Consider the following 24,161-nt stretch of genomic DNA (forward strand, 5'->3'; position numbering starts at 1 on the left):
GAAAAAATCACCTCTTTTTGAACAAAATCACGATTTTTTTATTCTCTGTTTCTGTTGTACACATTTAATACTAACTGAGGTGCTCTTTTGCTAAGTAGTCATGACTTTGCATTTCGATTAAGCGTGACTGACAACGCTTAAATTCAAACTCTAGTTGACCTTTAGTATACAAATCTTCAAGAGCTACTTCGGCTGAAATTATGAGCTTCACATTACGCTCATAAAATTCATCGACTAATGCAATAAAACGTCTAGCTGCATCATCTGAAGTCGCTCCCATCTGTAATACATCAGCTAGCAAAACTGAATGATAGATTCTAGATAGCTCTATATAGTCATTTTGGCTTCTAGCTGATTGGCATAACTGAGCAAAAGTTGCATGTAAAACACCATCACTCGCTTCAAGTACATCCACTTGGCGATGATTCACTTCAATTTGAGAGAGCTTTTCTTTATCTTCTCCAACTAACTGAGCGTAATACTTTTCCAAGTTGATGTTAGCTTGCTTATCTAGAGGGTAGTGATAAATCTCAGCTTGCTCTAATGTTCTTAATCGATAATCAATACCGCTATCTACATTAAGAATGTAACAATTCTCTTGGATAAGTTTTATAGCTGGAAGAAAACGAGCGCGCTGCAACCCATTTCGGTACAAATCAGCAGGGGGAATATTTGATGTTGCTACCAGCACAACACTTCTTGAGAAAAGCTCTTGGAACAATGTTCCTAAAATCATCGCGTCTGTGATATCTGAAACAAAAAATTCATCGAAACAGATAATGTCTGCTTCTAGCTTCAATTTATCGGCGACTAAAGGTAATGGATCACTGACATTACCCAGCGCCTTCAACTCATCATGCACCCGATACATAAAGCGGTGGAAGTGGACTCTCATTTTTTTTGTGGTTGGTAATTCATCATAAAACGTATCCATTAGATAAGTTTTACCTCTCCCTACCCCTCCCCAGAAATACAGGCCTTTGGGAGGCTGTGGAAGCTCAAGCTTCTTCCCCAGCAGTTTTTGAAAACGAGTCAGCTCCGGTGTAGGTGCATTCAAATAATCTTGAAATTCATGAAACAGTTTATCCAAGCTTTGAACTGCTTGCTCTTGGGCTGGATCTCTTTGAAAACCATGCTCTTGTATATCTTGTTCGTATTTTTGAATTGGGTTCATGACGGAGGTTTCCACAATAAAAGCCACACTGGCTCGCTACCAAACTTAGATAAAGCCAGAATAAAACAGTGTTCACAATAGTATAAATCGACGCCAACTTGCTAACTAGCGCACATGCATTTCTCTTTATACTGCATCATTCTCATAGTACCATGGAGCCGCAATACGTGTAACTACACAGTAACAAACATGTTAAAAAACAATTATAAGGAGCTGTTATGCCTTGGATGTATGCCGTTGCTGGTTTGCTTGTGGGAGCAATTTTAGGGGTCGTTATTTCTCGTCTCATGACCCCTGAATACAACAAACAGAAAAACGTACAAAAAGAATTAGACTCTGCAAAGTTTGCATTAGAGCAACAACGACAAGAGTTAGCTGATCACTTTGCACAAACAGCAGAAATGCTGGATACCTTAGGAAAAGACTACACTAAGCTGTATCAACATATGGAAAAAACGAGTGCTGAACTTCTTCCAAACTTACCAGAGCAAGACAACCCGTTTGTAAAAACGGCGGCAGTTCACTCTGACAAAGCTGAGAAGTCGGAAACTTCAATTGAGCAACCGCCAAAAGATTATGCTCACGGTGCAACCGGTTTGTTTAGCGAACCAGAAAAAGAAATTATCGATGCGCCTGAACTAGTGACAGCAAAAGCATCATAATCTTATTGCACCTAAATCATTTAAGGTGAACTTTAGAAAGGTTTTTGAGTCATAACTTTCACTCAGGTCTACTGATTAGCATCATTATTTATCTACATATGATGATACGAGACCATAACTAGAGAGGAGTTTATGATGAAAAAACCTTTGCTTGCTTTATCGATAATGACTTTAAGCTTAAGTTCCATCATCACCCCCATTCAAGCCACCGCAGCACTACCACTGAGTGTAAATGGTGAGCAACTTCCCAGCCTTGCACCTATGCTTGAACAGGTGACCCCTGCAGTAGTGAGCATTGCCGTTGAAGGTAAGCAAGTTCAACGTCAACGTATCCCTGAACAATTTCAATTCTTCTTTGGTCCTGAACAAACTCAAGAACGTCCATTCAGAGGATTAGGATCTGGTGTCATTGTCGATGCTGAAAAAGGTCATATCGTTACTAACTATCATGTGATTAATAGTGCGGACGAAATCAAAGTAAAATTACACGATGGCCGTGAATACGACGCTGAGTTGATTGGCGGTGATGAAATGTCAGACGTCGCTCTTCTCAAATTAGAAGAAGCAAAGAACCTAACTCAAATTAAATTGGCGGATTCCGACCAACTTCGTGTTGGTGACTTTACTGTTGCAATCGGCAACCCATTTGGCTTAGGTCAAACAGTTACGTCTGGTATTGTCTCAGCATTAGGTAGAAGTGGTCTAAACCTTGAGAATTTTGAGAACTTCATTCAAACCGATGCGGCAATTAATAGCGGCAATTCCGGCGGTGCCTTAGTCAACTTGAATGGCGAACTGATTGGTATCAATACGGCTATTTTAGGCCCCAATGGTGGAAACGTTGGAATTGGCTTCGCTATCCCATCCAATATGATGAAGAACCTCACAGAGCAAATCTTAGATTTTGGCGAGGTTAAACGCGGTATGTTGGGAGTTCAAGGTGGAGAAATCACTTCGGAGTTAGCTGAAGCCCTCGGCTACGAGTCCAGTAAAGGTGCGTTCGTTAGCCAAGTTGTGCCAGATAGTGCGGCAGACAAAGCAGGCTTAAAAGCTGGAGACATTATTGTCTCTATCAATGGCAAACGTATCGACACTTTCAGTGAATTAAGAGCCAAAGTTGCCACTCTGGGGGCAGGTAAAAAAATTAAACTGGGAGCAGTGCGAGATGGTGACCAAAAATCATTCGACGTTACTCTTGGCGAATCGACAAATAGCAAAACGAAAGCAGAAAAACTGCATGACGGTTTAGCGGGCGCAGAGCTTACGAATACCACAGATAAAGATGCTGTAGTCGGAGTTAAGGTATCCTCGGTAGCGAAAGGGTCCCCAGCTGAAGCTTATCAACTCCTAGAGAATGACATCATAATTGGTCTCAATCGACAGCGAGTAGAAAACCTCGCAGAATTACGAACAATGCTAGAAAAGAAACCAGCAGTTCTCGCTTTAAATATCCAAAGAGGTGAGCGCACTATCTACCTAGTAGTTAGATAACGTTACTGACTGACTGGGTACCAGTATAAAATTGTACCAATGCAAAAAGTAAGGGGAATGGCTGAAAATATGGTTAATACCATCGCGACACAAACCAAAACCCTATGAAAAATAGAGTGAACATTCGATGAACTGTTGGGTGTTCACTCTTTCATTTCGCTGAATCAAAATGCTATGCTTCACTGGTAAATCACTTTGCCGTCTTACATCGGTGACTTATACCTTACCTGTTGAAGAGGGAAACATGCTGTCCTTTCTATTTCGTTCTATCTCACTAGGGCTAGTGTCTGCGGCACTTGTACTGATTGTATCCCCTAGTCTTCGACCTTCAATTATTCCTCAAGTTATTGAGCAACAGGTTAGTAATCTCAACTCACTACAAGTCTCATTCAACCAAGCGGTAAGACGAGCCTCGCCAGCAGTTGTAAATATTTATAGCCAAAAATACTCCGATAACGACCGAAGTAAACTTCTCATTCAAGGGCTAGGCTCTGGGGTCATCGTAAGTGAAAAAGGCTACATTATTACGAACTACCATGTTGTGGAAATGGCAGACCAAATTATTGTAGCACTTCAAGATGGGCGGTCTGCAGCTGCTCAACTTGTTGGCTCAGATGAGCGCACGGATATTGCGATATTACGAGTCGAGGGTGATAACCTACCAGTGATCCCACTTAACCCAAATTACACAGCTAATGTGGGTGATGTGGTACTCGCAATAGGTAACCCTTACAACCTAGGGCAAACCACTACATTTGGGATTATCTCAGCGACAGGTCGCTTTTCAAATAATACTGATGGGCACCAAGCCTTCATTCAAACAGATGCCGCTATTAATGAAGGCAACTCTGGAGGAGCTTTAATTAATACCCAAGGTGAGCTAGTCGGCATTAATACCGCATCATATCAACCAGCAACGGACATGGAAACTTATGGTATTTCATTTGCGATTCCCTACCAATTAGCGAATAAAATCATGCAAAAAATCATTGCTGATGGTCGAGTTATACGTGGGTATATCGGCGTTAACGGGCTAGATATAAATTCAGTCACTGGTCGCCTCATCGGCAGTAAAAGCATTGGAGGTGTTGTCGTACTTCGCATTGACCCGAATGGACCGGCAGAAAATGCAGGCTTTGAAGTGCAAGACATAATCCTTAAAATTAACAACATAAAAATAAACGACCTACAAAGTGTGAGGGATATAGTCACTGATTTACGACCAGGAACTGTGATTGATGTCGGTATACTTCGCAAAGGTGAAGAGATCACGCTTCAAGTAACAGTTGAGGAAGCTATTCGTTAAACTGGGTAATGTGATACCTCCTTAAACTCCTTATCAATTCATCATGCTGTTCATTTCTTTTAGCGGCATGATGTGATCTCTCAGCTATTTTAAATAGCTACTTGTTTTTTCTTTACTTAGCATCCATGTTAGGCAAAGACAAAAATATCTAAACGCACATATCAATAGGTTTGCTGACATGAGAGTACCTCGTATTTATCACCCTGAATTCATCCACCAGCTAGGCGCCCTTTCTTTAGGTGAAGACGCTGCCGGTCACGTTGGTCGAGTATTACGAATGAAGGAAGGCCAAGAGGTCCTACTATTTGATGGTAGTGGTGCGGAGTTTCCTGCAACGATTTCAGAAGTCACAAAGAAAAGTGTCATTGTTGAAGTAAGTGAACGTATTGAACGTAGCAGCGAATCCCCCCTGGATTTACACCTAGGTCAGGTTATCTCTCGCGGTGATAAAATGGAGTTCACTATTCAAAAGTCCGTCGAATTAGGTGTGAATACCATTACCCCTCTAATTTCAGAGCGTTGCGGTGTAAAGCTTGATGCCAAGCGTTTCGAAAAGAAGCTGGCTCAATGGCAAAAAATTGCTATTGCAGCTTGCGAACAATCAGGGCGTAACACTGTTCCAGTTATCCGACCAATCATGCAACTTGAAGAATGGTGCGGTGAACCAAGCGAAGCTCTAAAGCTGAACTTACATCCTCGAGCACAATACTCTATTAACACACTTCCAGAGCCTATCAATAAAGTTCGACTCTTGATCGGACCTGAAGGTGGGTTATCCGCTGAAGAAATCAGCATGACAGAACAATATAAATTTGAAGAGACGCTACTCGGTCCTCGTGTATTACGTACCGAAACCGCGGCTCTAACTGCAATTACTGCCTTACAAGTCCGTTTTGGCGATCTAGGCTAGGAGAATAAAATGATCAAACTTGGCATCGTAATGGATCCGATTTCATCCATTAATATTAAAAAAGACTCTAGCTTTGCCATGATGCTTGAAGCACAGCGTCGTGGTTATGAAATCCACTATATGGAAATGGATGATCTACACTTAGATCAAGGTGTCGCTATTGCAGATACGAAAGTAGTCGAATTAAAAGAAGATCCAAGCGGCTGGTATGAATTCAAATCAGAGCAAACTATTGCACTATCTGAACTTGATGCTGTATTGATGCGTAAAGATCCTCCTTTCGATACTGAATATATTTACGCGACTTACATTCTTGAGCGTGCAGAAGAAAATGGCGCTCTTATTGTCAACAAGCCTCAAAGCTTACGTGATTGTAACGAAAAACTGTTCACTGCTTGGTTCCCGGAACTGACACCCACGACAATCGTAACTCGTAAAGCTGAAAAGATTAAAGCGTTCCGCGAGAAGCACGGTGATATCATCCTGAAACCATTAGATGGCATGGGTGGAGCTTCAATCTTCCGAGTGAAAGAAGGCGATCCAAACGTATCAGTGATCATCGAGACATTAACAAACCACGGTCAAAACTACGCAATGGCACAAACTTTCGTGCCTGATATCAGTAATGGCGATAAGCGTATTCTGGTTGTTGATGGTGAACCTATGCCTTACTGCCTAGCTCGTATCCCAGCTAAAGGTGAAACTCGTGGCAACCTTGCTGCCGGCGGTACAGGTGAAGCTCGACCTCTAAGCGAAACTGATTGGGCGATCGCTAAAGCGGTTGCACCGGCACTAAAAGAAAAAGGACTGATTTTTGTTGGTCTTGATGTTATTGGCGACAAACTAACTGAAATTAACGTTACGAGCCCAACCTGTATCCGTGAAATTGAAGCTGCATTCGATGTTTCGGTAACAGGCAAGTTAATGGATGCGATTGAACGCCGAGTTAACGATAAATAGTAATTCCGAAGTCTCAAGGATTTCGATAATCTCTAGCAAAACCTATACTATTAGAGCGACAGCTTTGTCGCTCATTTTTCCTTAGTGGCAGGAGATATTATGAATTTGACTAACCATTTTCTCGTAGCAATGCCCGGAATGAAAGATCCCTACTTTCAGCACTCAGTTATCTACTTATGTGAGCATAATGATGAAGGTGCAATGGGGTTAATGATCAATGCTCCAATTGATGTCACAGTAGGGTCAATGCTCAAGCAAGTTGAAGTAGAACCGATCCAACCTCAGCATAAGCAAGCCAGCTTAGCGCAACCTGTATTAAATGGTGGACCTGTCGCTGAAGATAGAGGTTTTATTCTTCATCAACCTAAAGATACTTACCAATCAAGCATCAATATGACTGATCATATCTCGGTGACCACCTCCAAAGATATTCTTTCAGTACTTGGCACCGATGCGGAGCCTCAGAATTACCTTATCGCTCTGGGTTATTCAGGGTGGGATCCAGGTCAACTAGAGATAGAACTCACCGAAAATTCTTGGCTTACCATCGAAGCTGATCCAAAAGTCATTTTCGATACACCGATAGCTGAACGCTGGAAAGTAGCGGTACAAATGCTAGGCATCAATGTATCTCAACTGTCTTCGGATGCTGGTCACGCCTAGAGATCATAAGTTCTAAATTTTAGTCGCACACTACAAAAAGCCTTTTCTTTAAAACATTTGGAAACACCATGTCACGAACAATTATGGCGTTTGATTACGGTACTAAAAGTATCGGCAGCGCTATCGGTCAAGAAATCACTGGCACAGCAAGCCCGTTAAAAGCATTCAAAGCAAAAGATGGTATCCCTAACTGGGATGATATAGAGAAACAGCTCAAAGAGTGGCAACCCGATTTGGTTGTCGTTGGTTTGCCTACCGATCTTCACGGTAAAGATTTAGAAACGATCACACCAAGAGCAAAGAAATTTGCGAATCGCCTCAAAGGACGCTTTGGTGTGAACGTTGAGCTTCATGATGAAAGGTTATCAACCACAGAAGCGAGAGCAGACCTATTCGAAATGGGTGGGTATAAAGCACTGAGTAAAGGTAATGTCGATAATCAGTCAGCAGTGGTTATCCTAGAAAGCTGGTTTGAAGCTCAATGGGGCGAATAATCAAATAAAAAAAGGGTTGCTACCAAGCAACCCTTTATTATATCTGTAAATTCATACTGGTAAGAAATCGTTCTTACTCCATATCAATCTTCACACCTGCAAGTGCACCGGTTCCGTAGCTGTCATCACCGCGTTGGGTCTTGAGCATCAAGCGTAGATCATTGGCAGAATCTGCACTATGAAATGCATCCTCTTCACTGATTTTCCCTGAAACAACTAAGTCATATAATGATTGATCAAAAGTTTGCATACCAACTTCTTTCGATTTCGCCATCGTCGCCTTCAATTCATGAAGATCACCGCGGCGAATCAAATCAGAGATCCTTGGGCTATTGAGCAGAATCTCAAACACACCATGTCGACCATTACCATTTTTATCTCGGATAAGTTGCTGAGCAACCACGCCGCGCAAGTTCATTGATAAGTCGAATAAGAATTGCTCTTTTTGCTCTTTTGGCACTAAATGCAAAATACGCTCTAACGCTTGGTTAGCATTATTGGCATGAAGTGTCGCCATACAAAGGTGACCAGTTTCCGCGAAAGTCATCGCATATTCCATCGTTTCACGGCTACGTATTTCACCAATAAGAATCATATCAGGCGCTTGTCGAAGCGAGTTCTTTAACGCAACTTCATAACTATCTGTATCTAACCCAACTTCACGCTGAGTAACGATACATTTTTTGTGCTCATGAACAAACTCGATAGGGTCTTCAACCGTTAGGATATGCCCTGAGCGGTTAGAATTACGATAGCCTGTCATTGCCGCCATAGAAGTTGATTTACCCGACCCTGTAGCACCTACCACCAGCACTAACCCACGCTTAGCGATAGATAGGTCTTGAAGTACATCAGGAAGTTTAAGCTGCTCAAAGCTAGGGATATTGGTTTCGATACGGCGAATTACAGCACCAGGCAATTCCCTCTGGAAGAAAGCACTCACACGAAAACGCCCAGTATCTCGAACTACCGCAAAATTTGATTCACGAGTTCGACGATACTCAGCACGGCGATCTTGATCCATCATGGCATCAAGCAACTGAGCAACTTGAGCTTCATTGAGCTTTTCACCTTGAGGGCGCAACTCCCCATCAACTCTAAATAATATAGGTGCATCCACCGTGATATAAAGATCCGATGCTTTTTGCGAGATCATCCCTTCGAGAATTTGATTCAATTCCATTTTAATTTAGCCTTAATGCACATTTTTAACCAAGAAAGCTTTAATCCAAAAAGCTTTAAGCAATATTTTAACTGACGATACTGTTAACTGACGAGATTGATAGCCAACGAACTAGAATAACGATGTTTCAATTTTCTTCTGTACTTCTTCTGGATCTACCAAACCTTGAGCAATCAACTGCTTGGAGTTTTGTTCCATTGTTTGCATGCCGTGAGCAGCTCCAGTTTGGATAATTGAGTACATCTGCGCCACTTTATCTTCACGTATCAAGTTACGAATTGCTGGCGTCGCCATCATAATTTCGTGGCAAGCAACACGACCGCCTCCAATACGCTTAAGCAACTTCTGAGCAATAACCGAGCGAAGTGATTCAGAAAGCATAGAGCGAACCATGTCTTTATCGCTACCGGGGAATACATCAATAATACGGTCAATGGTTTTTGCCGCAGAGCTAGTATGCAATGTACCAAAAACAAGGTGCCCCGTTTCGGCCGCTGTAAGCGCTAAACTGATCGTTTCTTGATCACGAAGCTCGCCCACCAAAATAACATCAGGGTCTTCACGTAAAGCACTGCGTAAGGCTGCTTTAAAGCTATGGGTATCTCTATGTACTTCACGTTGGTTTATCAAACACTTATTGTTGGTATGTACGAATTCAATCGGGTCTTCGATGGTTAATATGTGTTTGTTATAGTTACGGTTTACATAATCTACCATAGCGGCAAGTGTGGTCGACTTACCAGAACCAGTAGGACCCGTAACGAGTACTAAGCCCTTTTCATAATTTGCAATTTTTTCAAAGATCTCTGGCGCACCTAATTGATCTAAGGTTGGGATCTCAACGGGAATGGTACGAAATACAGCAGAACAGCCACGAGCCTGATTAAATGCATTAACACGGAAGCGTCCGACACTAGGTAATTCAAAAGAAAAATCAACTTCCAGCTTTTCTTCAAATTCACTGCGCTGGGAATCGTTCATGATCTCAAAAACCAAACGATGTACATCAGCATGACTAAAAGCAGGAACTCCAAGCTTCCTTACTTCACCATCTATACGTACCATTGGAGATACACCCGCAGAAAGATGTAGATCTGACGCGTTATGCTTTACACTAAAATCCAGTAACTCAGTGATATCCATTTATTTTCCCTTAAGTAAAGTCAGCTATGAGTAGTATTCAACAAAATATTGAACAGATCACCTCGCAGATCCGTAATGCAGAACAAAAGTGTGGCCGACCTCCAGAGTCCGTGCAACTTTTAGCCGTAAGTAAAACTAAACCTATCGAGGCAATTCTAGAAGCCGCACAAAGTGGGCAAGTTTCATTTGGTGAAAACTACGTCCAAGAAGGCGTAGATAAAGTAAAACACTTTTCAGAACAACATTCTAACTTAAATTTAGAATGGCATTTTATTGGTCCTATTCAATCCAATAAAACGCGACCAATCGCTGAAAATTTTGATTGGGTACATTCTATTGAACGAGGAAAAATAGCTCAGCGTTTAAATGATCAAAGACCGGAACACCTACCCGCTTTGCAGGTACTCATTCAAGTCAATACAAGCGGTGAAGATTCAAAATCAGGCACCTCTGAAGCCGAAGTTTTTGAATTAGCAGAGTTGATTTCTTCACTTCCCAACCTCACCTTAAGAGGATTGATGTCAATTCCTGCTAACGTGTCAGATTATCAATCACAGCTTAATGCTTTTTCACAATTAGCATCTCTTAACAATAAGCTTAGTGATAAATATTCAGGCATAGATACACTCTCAATGGGTATGAGCGGTGATATGGATGCAGCTGTTGAAGCAGGCAGCACAATGGTAAGAATAGGCACGGCAATTTTTGGTGCTCGTAATTACACCAAATAATATCAGCCCCAAATAGTTGAGCTAATGATGAACAAGCTAGTTCGTCACATTACAAGGTTAGGACCGAGAAATATGGAACACAAGAATATCGCCTTTATTGGTGCAGGGAACATGGTTCGTTCAATTGTTGCAGGTCTTGTGGCGAGTGGTTATCCCGCACATAAAATCACGGCGACGGCTCCTTCAGAAACTAGAAGACAGCCTCTTGAAGCTGACTATGGCATTCAAACTACCAGTGATAACTACACAGCAGCACAAAATGCAGACGTCATTGTGTTATCCGTTAAGCCGCAAATGATGGCTGATGTGTGCAAGCCTCTGCAAGCTATCAATTTCGAAAATAAATTAGTGATTTCAATTGCTGCTGGTATTAGTGCAAAACGCCTTAATGAAATGCTCGATAGCCAATTGAACTTGGTTCGTGTCATGCCAAATACTCCATCATTACTTGGTAAAGGTATGAGCGGGCTTTATGCCGACCAGAAAGTCAATGAGCAAGATAAAAGCTTCGCTTCTCAATTAATGCAAGCCGTTGGCGAAGTGTGCTGGGTTGAGCAAGAATCGGGTATCAATAACATTATCGCAGCAGCTGGCAGTGCCCCTGCGTATTTCTTCTTATTTATGGAAGCTATGCAAGCCGAAGCCATCAAACAAGGTTTCGATGCCGACACTGCACGTAAGTTGGTTCAACAGTCGGCATTAGGTGCAGCAGAAATGGTAGTTGCTAACCCAAGCACAGAGTTATCGACACTGCGTGAACAAGTCACATCAAAAGGTGGCACGACAGCAGAAGCACTCAGAACTTTCAATGAAAACCAACTGTCAGACATTGTAGCCAAAGCCATGCAAGCGGCTGTGTCTCGTGCTGAAGAGATGGAAAAACTGTTTTAATTATTATGTGGCAGGCATTAATAAGCGCTCGCCACAAGTCACTCCGAAAAAGGAAACTCTATGAATTCGATGAGCTTTTTGATCTCTACCGTATTTGATCTTTACATCATGGTGGTCATTCTGCGTATTTGGTTACAGGCCTCGCGTGCAGATTTCTATAACCCATTCTCACAATTTATCGTTAAAGCGACACAACCTGTTGTGGCCCCTTTACGACGCTTCATCCCATCGATTGGTAGCTTTGATGTAGCAACCATTCTATTTGCTTATGTATTATGTGTATTGAAGTTCACGGCACTAAACCTAGTGATTTCAGGTGGCGCAGCGGTATTTGATGTTAGCTTCCTAATCTTTGGATTACTTGCATTACTTAAAGCAGCTGGTGGGCTTATTTTCTGGGTTCTACTTATCCGCGCAATTCTAAGCTGGGTAAGTCAAGGTCGCAGCCCAATCGAGTATGTTTTCCATCAATTGACAGAACCAATGCTTGCTCCAATTCGTCGTATTCTTCCAGCAATGGGCGGTTTTGATTTAAGCGTACTGGTACTGTTTATTGTTCTGCAATTTGCGAACTTCTTAATGGGTGACCTAATTGGTCCTATTTGGTATCAGCTATAATCAGACCCTATGGTGCTGAGCAAACCAAAGGTAGCACTAAGTTAAAACACTAAGGCACTAACCAATGCCAAAAGCAGTTTGGGCTGATGAAGACGATATTCTTTTACGGCTCTATATCCAACCTAAAGCAAGCCGAGATAAAATTGTCGGCTTGCATGGGGATGAACTTAAAACTGCCATTACAGCTCCACCTGTCGATGGCAAAGCCAATGCTCATTTAGCAAAATACCTAGCGAAACAATTTAAGGTAGCTAAAGGGCTTATTAAAATTGAAAAGGGAGAGTTAGGTAGGCACAAGCAAGTTCGAATCTGCTCACCTAACCAAATCCCTAATGAAATCAAAGCCATCCTGTGATGGCTTTTTGCTATATTTTTGGAGCCAATATGCGTTTATGGATAACAGCACTACTTACCAGCGTCATCGCCTTCCCTACTTGGGCTGGTCAATTTAAAAACATTAAAGATGTTGAGGTTCACTATTCAGCATTCAATTCCACTTTCTTATCTGCGGAAGTCGCCAAACAGTATCAACTAAAACGAAACGGCTACTCTGCGGTTCTAAACATCAGTATTCTAGATAACTCAGCGTTGGGTAAACCAGCAACCACAGCAAAAGTATCTGGCACGGCAAAAAACTTAGTCGGTAACACACGCAAATTAACCTTCAGAGAAATTAAAGAAGGTGATGCCATTTACTACCTAACTGAATTCCCCATTACTCACGAAGAAAATATCACCTTCACTATTGATGTTAATGCTGGGATAAAAGGCGCGGGTCCATTACGATTCACCCAAAAATTCTACACTGAAGACTAAGCTTTAACTAAAAGCTTCTTCCACAACCCATTTATTAGAGTTATCCGACCATGAGTAAAATCGTTCTAGCAACAGGCAACCAAGGTAAAGTACGTGAAATGGCAGATCTTCTGTCTGATTTTGGTTTCGACGTAACAGCACAAAGTGAATTTAACGTTTCTGAAGTTGCAGAAACAGGCACAACTTTCATTGAAAATGCCATTATCAAAGCTCGCCACGCTGCACAAGAAACCGGGCTACCTGCTATTGCTGACGATTCAGGCTTAGAAGTTGATTTTCTTCAAGGAGCTCCTGGTATTTATTCAGCTCGTTATGCAGGCGAAGATGCATCTGACCAGCAAAACTTAGAAAAGCTGCTAGATGCGATGCAAGGCGTAGAAGAAGCAAAGCGTACTGCGCGCTTTCATTGTGTTTTAGTACTGATGCGCCATGCAAACGATCCAACACCAATTGTTTGCCACGGTAAATGGGAAGGTCGTATTTTAACGAAGGCGCATGGTGAAAATGGATTCGGCTACGACCCAATCTTCTTTGTTCCTGAAGATAACTGTGCATCTGCAGAGCTTGAATCAACTCGTAAAAAGCAATTATCTCATCGTGGAAAAGCGCTAACTGCACTATTCAAAACGCTAAAAGAGCAAGCTCTATAATGCCAAGTGCTGTATTAACACCACCAGCATTGAGTCTTTATGTACACATTCCATGGTGTGTACAAAAGTGCCCATATTGTGATTTCAACTCGCATGCACTCAAAGCTGATATTCCTGAAAGTGAATACATTGATGCGCTACTGGAAGATTTAGACACTGATATCGAAAAATATCAGCTTAATGGTGCACCTCGCCCATTACATTCCATTTTTATTGGTGGTGGTACTCCCAGCCTATTTTCACCGGAAGGCATTGGTCGTTTACTTCAAGGTATTGAGCAACGTATTCCGTTCAAACCCGAAATCGAAATAACCATGGAGGCGAACCCTGGCACCATTGAGGCTGAACGCTTCGCTGGGTATAAAACAGCAGGTGTTACTCGCATTTCAGTTGGTGTACAAAGCTTTGAACAAGAAAAGCTTGAAAGATTAGGACGAATTCACGGGCAAGATGAAGCAGTAAACGCCGCTCACCTAGCACATAAAATCGGTTTAAATAGCTTCAATCTAGATCTTATGCATGGTTTACCCGATCAAAGCATTGATCAAGCATTGGCTGATTTGGACAAAGCGATCGAACTGGATCCACCACACCTATCTTGGTATCAGTTGACGATAGAACCTAATACCATGTTTTATTACAAAACACCGACACTACCTGATGACGATGACCTTTGGGACATTTTCGATAGAGGACATCAAAAGCTCACTGATGCTGGTTATGTACAATATGAAATATCTGGGTATAGCAAACCCAACTACCAGTGCCAACATAACTTAAATTATTGGCGCTTTGGTGACTACTTAGGAATCGGCTGTGGTTCTCACGGTAAGCTCAGCTTTACCGATGGTCGAATCATCCGCACAACTAAAGTGAAACATCCCAGAGGTTATCTTTCGGCTTACCAGAACTTAATCAAACCTTATCTATCCGATGAGTTTGAAGTAGCAAATGATGATCGCCCTTTCGAGTTTTTCATGAATCGTTTTCGATTAATTGAAGCGTGCCCAAAGCAAGATTTCATTGACACAACAGGCCTAAGTTTAGATTCAATTAAGGAAACCATTGATTGGTCAAAAGAGCTGGGCTACTTGAATGAAACGCCAACACACTGGCAAATCACCGAGAAAGGAAAACTCTTCCTTAATGATCTTCTCGAAGCTTTCATGGCTGACGATGAAGGCTCTTAAAATAAAAAACCTCTCATCATGAGAGGTTTTTTATTGAATTAAGAACAACTTACCGCTAAAAAATGGAACGACCAATACGCTCAGAAAGCAGCTCTAAAGCTTGAGTACCAGCCAGTGAATTCCCTGACGGGTCTAATTCAGGAGACCAAACTGCAATGGTCATCTCACCAGGTACGATAGCGATAATACCGCCACCTACGCCTGATTTACCTGGCATTCCGACACGATAAGCAAACTCCCCTGCACCATCATATAAACCGCAAGTCGCCAGTAGAGCATTCAATTGTTTGGTTTGAACGGGGGTAATGATCTCTTTCTTAGTTTGAACTGACACTCCTTTATTTGCTAGGTAGCTAAAGGTCTTAGCCAGATCAACACAAGTCATCTTAAGTGCACAGGCATGAAAATAATTATTGAGAACAGGAATAACATCATTCTCAAAATTACCAAACGAACGCATCAAGTAGGCAATAGCCGCATTTCGATCACTGTGCATCATTTCAGAAGCCGCTACGACTTTGTCATACACAATATGAGTGTCACCAGATAACTGGCGCACAAATTCCAATAAACGGTGCCTAGGAGCTGATAAGCGGCTTTGTAACAAATCAGCGACGACTATCGCACCAGCGTTGATAAATGGATTACGAGGGATACCATGCTCCATCTCAAGCTGAATCATCGAATTAAAAGCCTGACCAGAAGGCTCTTTACCCACTCTTTTCCAGATTTCTTCTGGTTTATACAACACCATAGCTAAAGTAAGACTCAGCGCTTTGGAAATAGATTGCACAGAAAAAGCCTCTTCAGCATCACCGGCTTGAATCACTTCTCCTTCATTGGTATACACCGCAATCGCCAACTTTTGATTCGATACACGAGCCAATGCTGGAATATAATCCGCGACTTTCCCCTGACCAATTAAAGGGCGAACTTCTTCTAATATCTCGGTCAAAATAGCTTGAGTGGGTTTCATGAGTGCTTACTTCTATATTGTTATTTTTGTAGGGGTGTTTTCATTATTTTGTCCTTAAGCCTCTATTCATTGATAAAAGCCTAAGGACAAAAAAGCCAACATTACAATAATGTTGGCTTTTATCAATCACATAAAATGTAGGGGTAAAAACTAAGTCAATTAGCCTCTACAGCTTTAGAGATCGGAAATTACTTAGTACGCTTGTACTTAATGTCCCAAACGCCATGACCTAAACGGTGACCACGAGCTTCAAATTTAGTCAGTGGACGTTCATCTGGGCGAGGGATATAGTCACCATCTTCAGCGATATTCTCAAAACCAGGCGCAACATTCATCACTTCGATCATGTGCTCTGCGTAGTTTTCCCAGTCTGTTGCCATATGGAAAATGCCAGTATCAAGCTGAAGCTTACCACGTACCATTTCCGCAAATTCTGCTTTAACGATACGACGCTTATGGTGACGAGCTTTATGCCATGGGTCAGGGAAGAACAGCTGCAAAGTATGCAAGCTGCTGTCTGGAATCATATGCTCAAATACTTCAACAGCATCGTGGCACATTACGCGAAGGTTAGTAACACCCGCATCACGAGCTGTACCTAAACAGGCACCCACACCAGGGCTATGTACTTCAATACCTAGGAAATTCTTTTCTGGTGAATTCTTTGCCATTTCAACCAGTGATGCACCCATACCGAAGCCAATCTCTAGTACAACAGGGTTATCGTTACCAAAGACTTCTTTCCAGTTAAGAAGCTCTGGGTTGTAGTCGATACCCATTGTTGGCCAGCATTCATTCATCGCATTTTCTTGACCTTTAGTTAAACGGCCTTCGCGGCGAACAAAACTGCGGATCTTACGAACCAGTTTGCCGTCTTCAGTATATTCGTTAGTGGTCACTTCACTCATTGATTTTTTGCCTGCACATTGATTAATCAAAGCGGGGATTATCCAAAGAAATGCCTTCGGTGCAAGTCTTTCCGTGGATAAATTCCCACACAATTTGTCTGTTTTACATCCAACGCTAAGTGTGGTGCAATTTCACCTCTAATAATAGCAAAGCATTGAGCAAGCCGTGACTCCTTTCGCAAGCGCCATTTTAAAGTGGTATGACGCCTATGGGCGTAAAGAACTGCCTTGGCAAAAAAACAAAAGCGCCTACACCGTTTGGTTATCTGAAATCATGTTACAGCAGACGCAAGTGACGACAGTGATTCCTTATTACGAACGTTTTTTAGCGCGTTTTCCGACCGTCATCGACCTTGCAAATGCAGAACAAGATGAAGTCCTCCATCTTTGGACAGGGCTTGGCTATTACGCACGAGCGCGAAATTTACATAAAGCAGCAAAAATAGTCGCTGAACAATATGATGGAGAGTTCCCTAAAGACTTAGAAAAAATGAATGCTCTACCTGGTGTTGGGCGCTCTACTGCGGCGGCGGTTCTTTCATCTGTTCACAAGCTTCCTCATGCAATTTTAGATGGTAATGTGAAACGCACTTTGGCTCGCAACTTTATAGTTGAAGGGTGGCCTGGGCAAAAAAAAGTAGAAAACAAACTTTGGGAATATGCAGAGCAGCACACTCCTCGTAAGGATGTCGATAAATACAATCAAGCCATGATGGATATGGGCGCGCTTGTATGTACTCGAAGTAAGCCCAAATGCTCGTTATGCCCTGTCAGCACTATGTGTGAAGCCAACAAATTAGATAAACAACTCGATTTTCCCGGGAAAAAACCGAAAAAAGAGAAACCAGTAAAGGAGACTTGGTTTGTGATGCTTTATCACGATAATCAGGTTTGGCTTGAACAGAGACCTCAATCAGGTATTTGGGGAGGGCTATTTTGCTTCCCTCAAAATGAGACTGCTGAAATTGAACACCAATTAGATCTCAGATCCATTCAAGAACAAAATATACAATCAAACGAAACCTTGATTGCATTTAGGCACACCTTTAGTCACTACCATTTAGATATCACCCCTGTATTGGTTAAATTAACTAAACAACCTGATTTGATAATGGAAGGGACAAAAGGTCTCTGGTATAACTTATCTCAACCAGAAGAAATTGGCTTAGCGGCTCCAGTAAAACAGCTGTTAGAAAGCCTTCCATTCGAACTAGACACATGCGTTTAATAACAACATAACGCGATAATAAGGATTCATTATGAGCCGTACTGTATTTTGTACTCGATTACAAAAAGACGCTGAAGGCCTAGATTTTCAACTTTACCCAGGCGATTTGGGTAAACGAATTTTTGACAACATTTCTAAAGAAGCTTGGGCTCAATGGCAAAGCAAGCAAACCATGCTAATTAACGAAAAGAAACTTAACATGATGGATCCAGAGCACAGAAAGCTTCTAGAAACTGAAATGGTTAACTTTCTTTTTGAAGGTAAAGAAGTCGTTATTGATGGTTACACTCCACCAAGCGAATAAGACATTTATTTAGATAAAATTTAATGACATCATACCCTTGGTTATGATGTCATTTTTATATGAGGGTCTATGAAAAAGCTTGGTTACTTCTTAGCAGCAATGCTACTCACAGGATGCAGCAGAGAATTTATTGAAGGTTTATACGACGTCAATTATGAGCCAACCAACCGCTTTGCTGGCAACTTAGCTGAACTTCCAGGTCAATTTGAAAAAGATACTGCAGCTTTAGACTCTCTCATCAATAGCTTTTCCGGCAATATTCAAAAACGCTGGGGCTCTAAAGAAATAAAAATGGCAGGTAAAAGTAACTATGTGAAATATATAGATAATTACTTGAGTCGTTCTGAAGTTAATTTCACTAAAGGTACTATCCTTGTTGAAACGGTTTCGCCAACCGAGCCTAAAAAACATCTTAAGAATGCGATCATGACAACGCTTCTCACGCCTGATGATCCGGCAAACGTTGATCTATTTTCGTCAAAAAGCATCACTTTAGAAGGTCAGCCTTTCCTTTATAATCAAGTGGTTGATCAAGAGCAAAAGCCAATTCAGTGGACATGGCGAGCTAATCGATTTGCCGATTACCTCATCGCCAATAATCTAAAAACTAAAGAAGTCGATTTCAAGAAATCATATTATGTTGAAATCCCAATGGTGGAAGATCATGCCATTAAACGAAGTTATAAATACGCCGACATAGTAAGACGTGCCTCGAGAAAATACGACATTCCAGAAGACCTGATCTATGCGATCATCAAAACAGAAAGCAGCTTTAATCCATACGCGGTAAGTTGGGCTAATGCCTATGGCTTAATGCAAGTCGTACCGAAAACAGCGGGACGTGACGTATTTAAATTGGTAAAAAATAAACCAGGTGAACCAACACCGGAATATTTATTTAACCCTGAAACCAATATAGACACCGGTACTGCCTACTTTTACATCTTAAAAAATCGTTATTTAAAAGATGTAAAACACCCTACAACACTCGAGTACAGTATGATTTCCGCTTATAACGGCGGCACTGGGGGCGTATTAAATACATTCAGCAGTAACCGAAAGCGTGCGATGAATGACTTAAATGCCTTACAACCAAACCAAGCATATTGGGCGTTAACTAAGAAACACCCCAATAAAGAATCACGTAGGTACCTAGAAAAAGTAACAAAATTCAAGAAAGACTTTAACTCTGGCAAAACTTAACGCCTACTTTTGAATAAAAAAACAACGAACACACCTTTTTTTAAAAATTTTCAAAAAAAGGTGTTGACGAAAATACGGAAAAGCCTTTTAATAGCGCCCCGTTGCCCGGATAGCTCAGTCGGTAGAGCAGAGGATTGAAAATCCTCGTGTCGGTGGTTCGATTCCGCCTCCGGGCACCACAATTTGTTTTGTTGGTGTTGATATTTTTAAAGTAAAACACGGACAAAAAATAAAAGAATTTAGTGTGCCGACTTAGCTCAGTAGGTAGAGCAACTGACTTGTAATCAGTAGGTCACCAGTTCGACTCCGGTAGTCGGCACCATTCTTTTGCCCGGATAGCTCAGTCGGTAGAGCAGAGGATTGAAAATCCTCGTGTCGGTGGTTCGATTCCGCCTCCGGGCACCATTATTTGGTTCTTAACTTATGTTAAGGCAAATAATTCCCCTTTAGTTCAGTTGGTAGAACGGCGGACTGTTAATCCGTATGTCGCAAGTTCAAGTCTTGCAAGGGGAGCCACATTCGAGAATGAGTTTAGATTAAACTTGTACTCACAAAGCATAAGAATATAGTGTGCCGACTTAGCTCAGTAGGTAGAGCAACTGACTTGTAATCAGTAGGTCACCAGTTCGACTCCGGTAGTCGGCACCATTCTTTTGCCTCGATAGCTCAGTCGGTAGAGCAGAGGATTGAAAATCCTCGTGTCGGTGGTTCGATTCCGCCTCGAGGCACCATAATTTGTAATTTAGTTATTCTTAAGAATAGTTAAATAAACAATTCCCCTTTAGTTCAGTTGGTAGAACGGCGGACTGTTAATCCGTATGTCGCAAGTTCAAGTCTTGCAAGGGGAGCCAATTTAAAAAGCCGCATCAATGATGCGGCTTTTTTGCATTCTGAACGCAGTAACATTCCTAATCCCCAACACCTTTTTAAATCGACTCACCTCACAAACGCCCGCCATCTATTATATAAAACCCAATTAACCATCACATTTTACTTTTTTTGCATCGTAAATTTAATCTTCATCATACTTTAGAGCATTCCTCATATTAGCTACTACACTACTTAGATTAAGATTTAATGAATAATTACTATAAATGATATTTTCTAATTTATCGCTGTGTGAGGATGTATGAAATTAAAGACACAAGCTTATCTATTGTCCACTGTAATACTGGCTGCGTTACTTGTATTAACCGCTACAGGACTTTGGACTTTACGAGTTGCAAGTGACATGGACAACAAAGCCCGAGTAACAGAACTCTTTAAAAGTGCGTATAGCATCTTAACTGAAGTTGAGAAAATGACTATTGATGGCACCCTAGAAGAAGAACAAGCAAAACAACTGGCGACTCGACTGCTCCGCAATAACATTTATAAAGACAATGAATATGTTTATGTAGCAGATGAAAACATGACTTTTGTCGCGACCCCGCTAGATCCACAATTGCATGGTACCAGCTTTAATGATTTTAAAGATGGTGATGGAAACAGCGTCGGGCAACTAATACAAAGAGTATTAGGTAACAGAACTGGTCAGATAGTTGAATATACATGGACACAGAAGCAGCCAGACGGAAGCATTGAAGAAAAGTTATCCATCGCTGAAAAAACACCACACTGGGGCTGGGTTGTAGGTACAGGCATTGGTTTTAATGAAGTGAATGCACGTTTTTGGTCTACCGCACAATGGCAGCTATTTCTCTGCTTAGTGATTGCAGGGGTTATCTTAACCAGCTTAATCATTTCAATTAAACGCATGCTTGCTTTGCTAGGTGGTGAACCTAAAGATGTACGTGAAGCAGTACAAGCGGTAGCTCAAGGTAAGATACAAACATCTTTCGATACAGAAGCGGTACCAGGGAGTATCTACCAAGCGGTGCAACAGATGAGTTTATCTCTTGCCGATCTCGTTTCAAACCTAAACACATCAATGCTTGCTCTACGCTCTGAATTACACAGTGTTGAATCTCGTGCTGGTTCTATTGCTCAGCTAACGGATACACAGCAGCAATCCACTGAAATGATTGCTACAGCAATGACTGAGATGGCATCTTCAGCTAATAATGTTGCAGACTCTGCTGGTGATACCGCTAGAAATACAGATGAAGCGGATAAACAAAGCCAACATACTCAGCAGCTTATTCATAACACCGTGGATAATATTCAAGGATTGGCAAGCCAGCTCAACACTGCGAGTGATGCTGTTGCTGATTTAGGTAATGACGTAAATAACATAGTAAAAGTACTTGATGTAATTGGTGACATTGCCGAGCAAACTAACCTACTCGCACTAAATGCGGCAATTGAAGCAGCAAGAGCTGGTGAACAAGGTCGAGGCTTTGCAGTTGTTGCTGATGAAGTTCGAAACCTAGCGGGTCGAACCCAAGCCAGTACCAAAGAAATTCAGCTGATGATCAATAACCTTCAAGAAGGCTCAAGAAACGCAATTCATACTATGGGTGTGTGTGCTGAAACCAGTCAAAGTACTGTGACCGAGTCTCAAAACGCTTCAGAAGCGCTACAACAGATTGTTAATGCTCTTGAGTCCATCTCATCCATGAGCCACCAAATAGCGACTGCAGCAGCGGAACAGACGCAAGTAAGTGATGATATTTCAAAACGAATTAATATGATTGAAGAAAGTGGTAATCAACTAAGTGATGTAGTGACAGAGAGCCATAACAGTACTCAAACCCTAACTTCACTTTCAAATGAACTTGAAAATTGGGTCAATCGATTTGAAGTGAAGCATTAATGCTCTTGTGATTTAAATTACATCGGTCCTGAATTATGCCGACCAATTAAATGACTAAGGTCGGCTAACCTCCTTCAATAATCCACCATAAACAAAAAAAGACCTCACCATTTCTAGTGAGGTCTTTTTGTTTTATTCATTTTAGAGCAAGCTCTAATCCTTTGAGGAGCTGGCTTTCTTACTAAAAACTAATTATTGAGTACTAATCAAAAAGGCGAACAAACCAATACCGAGTAGTAGTCGGTATATCACAAACGGTGTCATGCCCATACGCGAAATAAGCTTCAAGAAGAAGTGGATACAGATATACGCACTAATGAATGAAACGACGATACCCGCCAGAAGTACACCTGCGTCAATCACCTCACCACTAGTCACGAGCTTTAAGCCTAAATAGCCACCAGCAAGGGTAATGATTGGAATAGACATCAGGAAAGAGAAACGGGCTGCAGCTTCACGAGTAAAGCCGAGGTAAAGAGCAGCAGTAATTGTCGCACCTGAACGAGATGTACCAGGGATAATAGCCATAGCCTGAGCTAGACCAATAAACAAAGCTTTCTTCCAGCCCGCTTGGTATTCATCATCACGTAATGAAGCGTTCTTATCTACCCACCACAGCAACAAACCAAAGACGATGGTCGTCGTTGCAATTACCCATGCACTACGTAAGTAGATCTCAATGATGTCTTTCATCAGAAGACCGAAGATACAAGCAGGTATTGTAGCCAGAATAATAAGCCAAGCTAGCTTCGCTTCTTTACTTCTATCGCCTTTAAAGATAGAGGCGAAAAACGCACTGAGCAGTGATACAACTTCTTTCCGGAAGTATATAACAACAGCAGTCAAGGTTCCTACATGAACCGCCACATCAAATGCTAAGCCTTGATCTTCCCAACCTAATACCGCTGAAGGCAAAATCAAATGCGCCGAACTCGAGATCGGCAAAAATTCGGTAAAGCCTTGTACCAAAGCCAAAATAAACGCTTCAAAATAACTCATTACTTACCTTTAAATTATAATTCTATGTCTACTACAGATAAGGAATCTAAACGTTCCATTTTCTGCCATATTTCACTGACGGTTCGTCCGTCTTGCGGGATAACTCTCGCAGGACAGAGATCATAAAGTGGTTGTGTTACAAAAGGATATTTAAAAATATCACTTCGAGGTAGTTCTGGAGAATGTTTGGAAACCACATCACCAAAAAGCACAATATCAAGATCAAGAGTCCGATCTTGCAATTTATGCGCGTTCTCCGACCTGCCCCATTTAAACTCAATTTTACGAAGCTCGTGTGAAAATTCAGTCAATGATAGAGATGTTTCAAGTTCTATAACGAAATTATAAAACGCACGGCTATCAAAGCCGACTGGATCACAGTGGTAAATAGTTGAACTCCGGAGATTTCTTCCAAGAGCCTTTAATTCAGCCCACGCCGCTTTGGCATGCTTATCTCTGTCTATGTTAGTTCCGACACCAACATAGGTGAGTGTCATGCTTGACCTCGTTCAATTACAACACCAACGGATTTTGCTTGTGGTACCGCCCCTGGTTTCGCTAAGCGGATTTTGATCCAAGGTACTGAAAATTGATCCATGATTAACTCTGCAACTTCTTCCGCCACACGCTCAACCAGCAGGAATCGGCCATTTTCAATATGATCTAATACCAAAGTACTGACTTTCGAGTAATCAAGAGCATCAACCACATCGTCACTTTTACCTGCAGGTCGGTTGTCATGCGCCATTTCAATATCAAGAACAAGCTTTTGCTTAATTTCTTGCTCCCAATCGTAGACACCAATTGTTGTGATTACTTCTAACTGTTCAATGAAAACTTTATCCAGAGCCATGACTTGTCCTTTTAGAGGTCGGATACCCAAATGAGGGAAAAAAACGTATTATT

26 protein-coding genes and 7 tRNA genes are annotated in these 24,161 nt (G+C 41.7%); 25 read left to right on the forward strand and 8 right to left on the reverse strand.

The window, feature by feature from the left end:
* Window positions 1–70: 70 nt before the first annotated feature.
* Window positions 71–1,174, reverse strand: coding sequence for a cell division protein ZapE (zapE, locus tag L4C37_RS08165; RefSeq protein WP_429768312.1), 1,104 nt, complete (start codon window positions 1,172–1,174; stop codon window positions 71–73).
* Window positions 1,175–1,392: 218 nt separating this feature from the next.
* Here zapE and zapG point away from each other — a divergent pair, with 218 nt between their 5' ends.
* The 7 genes from zapG to ruvX all read left to right on the forward strand — a co-directional run bounded on the left by zapG (window position 1,393) and on the right by ruvX (window position 7,660).
* Window positions 1,393–1,836 carry a Z-ring associated protein ZapG gene (gene zapG / locus L4C37_RS08170; RefSeq protein ID WP_273297212.1) on the forward strand — a complete coding sequence of 148 codons (444 nt, stop codon included), beginning with the start codon at window positions 1,393–1,395 and terminating at the stop codon, window positions 1,834–1,836.
* A gap of 135 nt (window positions 1,837–1,971) precedes the next feature.
* Window positions 1,972–3,327 (forward strand): Do family serine endopeptidase, encoded by a 1,356-nt coding sequence (locus L4C37_RS08175; protein ID WP_273297211.1) that lies wholly within the window; start codon window positions 1,972–1,974, stop codon window positions 3,325–3,327.
* Window positions 3,328–3,571: 244 nt separating this feature from the next.
* Window positions 3,572–4,633 carry an outer membrane-stress sensor serine endopeptidase DegS gene (gene degS / locus L4C37_RS08180; protein WP_372264434.1) on the forward strand — a complete coding sequence of 354 codons (1,062 nt, stop codon included), beginning with the start codon at window positions 3,572–3,574 and terminating at the stop codon, window positions 4,631–4,633.
* A 178-nt stretch (window positions 4,634–4,811) separates the two neighbouring features.
* Complete coding sequence (gene rsmE / locus L4C37_RS08185; protein ID WP_273295308.1) at window positions 4,812–5,543, forward strand: 16S rRNA (uracil(1498)-N(3))-methyltransferase; 732 nt, start codon at window positions 4,812–4,814, stop codon at window positions 5,541–5,543.
* Between the two features lie 9 nt (window positions 5,544–5,552).
* Window positions 5,553–6,503, forward strand: coding sequence for a glutathione synthase (gshB, locus tag L4C37_RS08190; RefSeq protein WP_429768313.1), 951 nt, complete (start codon window positions 5,553–5,555; stop codon window positions 6,501–6,503).
* A gap of 99 nt (window positions 6,504–6,602) precedes the next feature.
* Window positions 6,603–7,166: a YqgE/AlgH family protein gene (locus L4C37_RS08195; RefSeq protein WP_137374475.1), complete on the forward strand. Its 564-nt coding sequence runs from the start codon at window positions 6,603–6,605 to the stop codon at window positions 7,164–7,166.
* A gap of 68 nt (window positions 7,167–7,234) precedes the next feature.
* Window positions 7,235–7,660, forward strand: coding sequence for a Holliday junction resolvase RuvX (gene ruvX, locus L4C37_RS08200; protein WP_137374474.1), 426 nt, complete (start codon window positions 7,235–7,237; stop codon window positions 7,658–7,660).
* A 73-nt stretch (window positions 7,661–7,733) separates the two neighbouring features.
* On the opposite strand, the gene L4C37_RS08205 is transcribed toward ruvX, so the two are convergent.
* Window positions 7,734–8,843: a PilT/PilU family type 4a pilus ATPase gene (locus L4C37_RS08205; protein ID WP_137374473.1), complete on the reverse strand. Its 1,110-nt coding sequence runs from the start codon at window positions 8,841–8,843 to the stop codon at window positions 7,734–7,736.
* A 111-nt stretch (window positions 8,844–8,954) separates the two neighbouring features.
* Window positions 8,955–9,986: a type IV pilus twitching motility protein PilT gene (locus L4C37_RS08210; protein ID WP_137374472.1), complete on the reverse strand. Its 1,032-nt coding sequence runs from the start codon at window positions 9,984–9,986 to the stop codon at window positions 8,955–8,957.
* Between the two features lie 26 nt (window positions 9,987–10,012).
* On the opposite strand from L4C37_RS08210, the gene L4C37_RS08215 reads away from it, so the two are divergent.
* From L4C37_RS08215 to hemW, 7 genes are all read left to right on the forward strand, one after another.
* Window positions 10,013–10,717: a YggS family pyridoxal phosphate-dependent enzyme gene (locus tag L4C37_RS08215; protein ID WP_429768314.1), complete on the forward strand. Its 705-nt coding sequence runs from the start codon at window positions 10,013–10,015 to the stop codon at window positions 10,715–10,717.
* A gap of 72 nt (window positions 10,718–10,789) precedes the next feature.
* On the forward strand, window positions 10,790–11,608 hold the full coding sequence (gene proC / locus L4C37_RS08220) for a pyrroline-5-carboxylate reductase (protein WP_429768315.1): 819 nt from the start codon (window positions 10,790–10,792) through the stop codon (window positions 11,606–11,608).
* Window positions 11,609–11,668: 60 nt separating this feature from the next.
* Window positions 11,669–12,226 (forward strand): YggT family protein, encoded by a 558-nt coding sequence (locus L4C37_RS08225; protein WP_137374469.1) that lies wholly within the window; start codon window positions 11,669–11,671, stop codon window positions 12,224–12,226.
* Window positions 12,227–12,290: 64 nt separating this feature from the next.
* Window positions 12,291–12,581 carry a DUF167 family protein YggU gene (yggU, locus tag L4C37_RS08230; protein ID WP_429768316.1) on the forward strand — a complete coding sequence of 97 codons (291 nt, stop codon included), beginning with the start codon at window positions 12,291–12,293 and terminating at the stop codon, window positions 12,579–12,581.
* A 29-nt stretch (window positions 12,582–12,610) separates the two neighbouring features.
* Entirely contained in the window at window positions 12,611–13,042 is a 432-nt protein-coding gene (locus L4C37_RS08235) for a DUF4426 domain-containing protein (RefSeq protein WP_429768317.1), read from the forward strand.
* Window positions 13,043–13,092: 50 nt separating this feature from the next.
* A complete protein-coding gene (locus tag L4C37_RS08240) occupies window positions 13,093–13,692 on the forward strand; it encodes an XTP/dITP diphosphatase (protein ID WP_273295297.1) in 600 nt (199 codons plus the stop codon).
* Window positions 13,692–14,882, forward strand: coding sequence for a radical SAM family heme chaperone HemW (gene hemW / locus L4C37_RS08245; protein ID WP_429768318.1), 1,191 nt, complete (start codon window positions 13,692–13,694; stop codon window positions 14,880–14,882). Before L4C37_RS08240 ends, hemW begins: the two co-directional genes overlap by 1 nt.
* Window positions 14,883–14,937: 55 nt before the next feature.
* Here hemW and glsB read toward each other — a convergent pair whose 3' ends face one another.
* A complete protein-coding gene (gene glsB / locus L4C37_RS08250; protein ID WP_137374464.1) occupies window positions 14,938–15,858 on the reverse strand; it encodes a glutaminase B in 921 nt (306 codons plus the stop codon).
* A 188-nt stretch (window positions 15,859–16,046) separates the two neighbouring features.
* Window positions 16,047–16,766, reverse strand: coding sequence for a tRNA (guanosine(46)-N7)-methyltransferase TrmB (gene trmB / locus L4C37_RS08255; RefSeq protein ID WP_137374463.1), 720 nt, complete (start codon window positions 16,764–16,766; stop codon window positions 16,047–16,049).
* 166 nt (window positions 16,767–16,932) lie between these two features.
* Between trmB and mutY the strand changes: the two genes are divergently transcribed.
* From mutY to L4C37_RS08310, 11 genes are all read left to right on the forward strand, one after another.
* Window positions 16,933–17,994 carry an A/G-specific adenine glycosylase gene (gene mutY, locus L4C37_RS08260; protein WP_273297359.1) on the forward strand — a complete coding sequence of 354 codons (1,062 nt, stop codon included), beginning with the start codon at window positions 16,933–16,935 and terminating at the stop codon, window positions 17,992–17,994.
* Between the two features lie 31 nt (window positions 17,995–18,025).
* Window positions 18,026–18,298, forward strand: a complete 273-nt coding sequence (locus L4C37_RS08265; protein WP_137374461.1) for an oxidative damage protection protein — start codon at window positions 18,026–18,028, stop codon at window positions 18,296–18,298.
* Between the two features lie 69 nt (window positions 18,299–18,367).
* Window positions 18,368–19,501: a membrane-bound lytic murein transglycosylase MltC gene (gene mltC / locus L4C37_RS08270; RefSeq protein WP_137374460.1), complete on the forward strand. Its 1,134-nt coding sequence runs from the start codon at window positions 18,368–18,370 to the stop codon at window positions 19,499–19,501.
* Between the two features lie 103 nt (window positions 19,502–19,604).
* A tRNA-Phe gene (locus L4C37_RS08275) sits at window positions 19,605–19,680 on the forward strand.
* A 67-nt stretch (window positions 19,681–19,747) separates the two neighbouring features.
* A tRNA-Thr gene (locus tag L4C37_RS08280) sits at window positions 19,748–19,823 on the forward strand.
* 7 nt (window positions 19,824–19,830) lie between these two features.
* Window positions 19,831–19,906 (forward strand) — tRNA-Phe (locus tag L4C37_RS08285).
* Window positions 19,907–19,941: 35 nt separating this feature from the next.
* Window positions 19,942–20,017 (forward strand) — tRNA-Asn (locus L4C37_RS08290).
* Window positions 20,018–20,073: 56 nt separating this feature from the next.
* Window positions 20,074–20,149: transfer RNA gene (locus L4C37_RS08295), tRNA-Thr, on the forward strand.
* Window positions 20,150–20,156: 7 nt separating this feature from the next.
* Window positions 20,157–20,232, forward strand: a tRNA-Phe gene (locus L4C37_RS08300).
* A gap of 44 nt (window positions 20,233–20,276) precedes the next feature.
* A tRNA-Asn gene (locus tag L4C37_RS08305) sits at window positions 20,277–20,352 on the forward strand.
* A 278-nt stretch (window positions 20,353–20,630) separates the two neighbouring features.
* Window positions 20,631–22,256: a methyl-accepting chemotaxis protein gene (locus L4C37_RS08310; RefSeq protein WP_137374459.1), complete on the forward strand. Its 1,626-nt coding sequence runs from the start codon at window positions 20,631–20,633 to the stop codon at window positions 22,254–22,256.
* Window positions 22,257–22,448: 192 nt separating this feature from the next.
* On the opposite strand, the gene L4C37_RS08315 is transcribed toward L4C37_RS08310, so the two are convergent.
* From L4C37_RS08315 to folB, 3 genes are read right to left on the reverse strand one after another with little or no spacing between them, the layout of a single operon-like run.
* On the reverse strand, window positions 22,449–23,255 hold the full coding sequence (locus tag L4C37_RS08315; RefSeq protein ID WP_137374458.1) for an undecaprenyl-diphosphate phosphatase: 807 nt from the start codon (window positions 23,253–23,255) through the stop codon (window positions 22,449–22,451).
* Between the two features lie 14 nt (window positions 23,256–23,269).
* Window positions 23,270–23,752 (reverse strand): 2-amino-4-hydroxy-6-hydroxymethyldihydropteridine diphosphokinase, encoded by a 483-nt coding sequence (folK, locus tag L4C37_RS08320; protein WP_429768319.1) that lies wholly within the window; start codon window positions 23,750–23,752, stop codon window positions 23,270–23,272.
* Window positions 23,749–24,108, reverse strand: coding sequence for a dihydroneopterin aldolase (folB, locus tag L4C37_RS08325; protein ID WP_273297396.1), 360 nt, complete (start codon window positions 24,106–24,108; stop codon window positions 23,749–23,751). The genes folK and folB overlap by 4 nt, the downstream gene beginning before the upstream one ends.
* Between the last annotated feature and the right edge of the window lie 53 nt (window positions 24,109–24,161).

Source organism: Vibrio kagoshimensis, from assembly GCF_050337535.1.
Taxonomy (GTDB): domain Bacteria; phylum Pseudomonadota; class Gammaproteobacteria; order Enterobacterales; family Vibrionaceae; genus Vibrio; species Vibrio gallaecicus.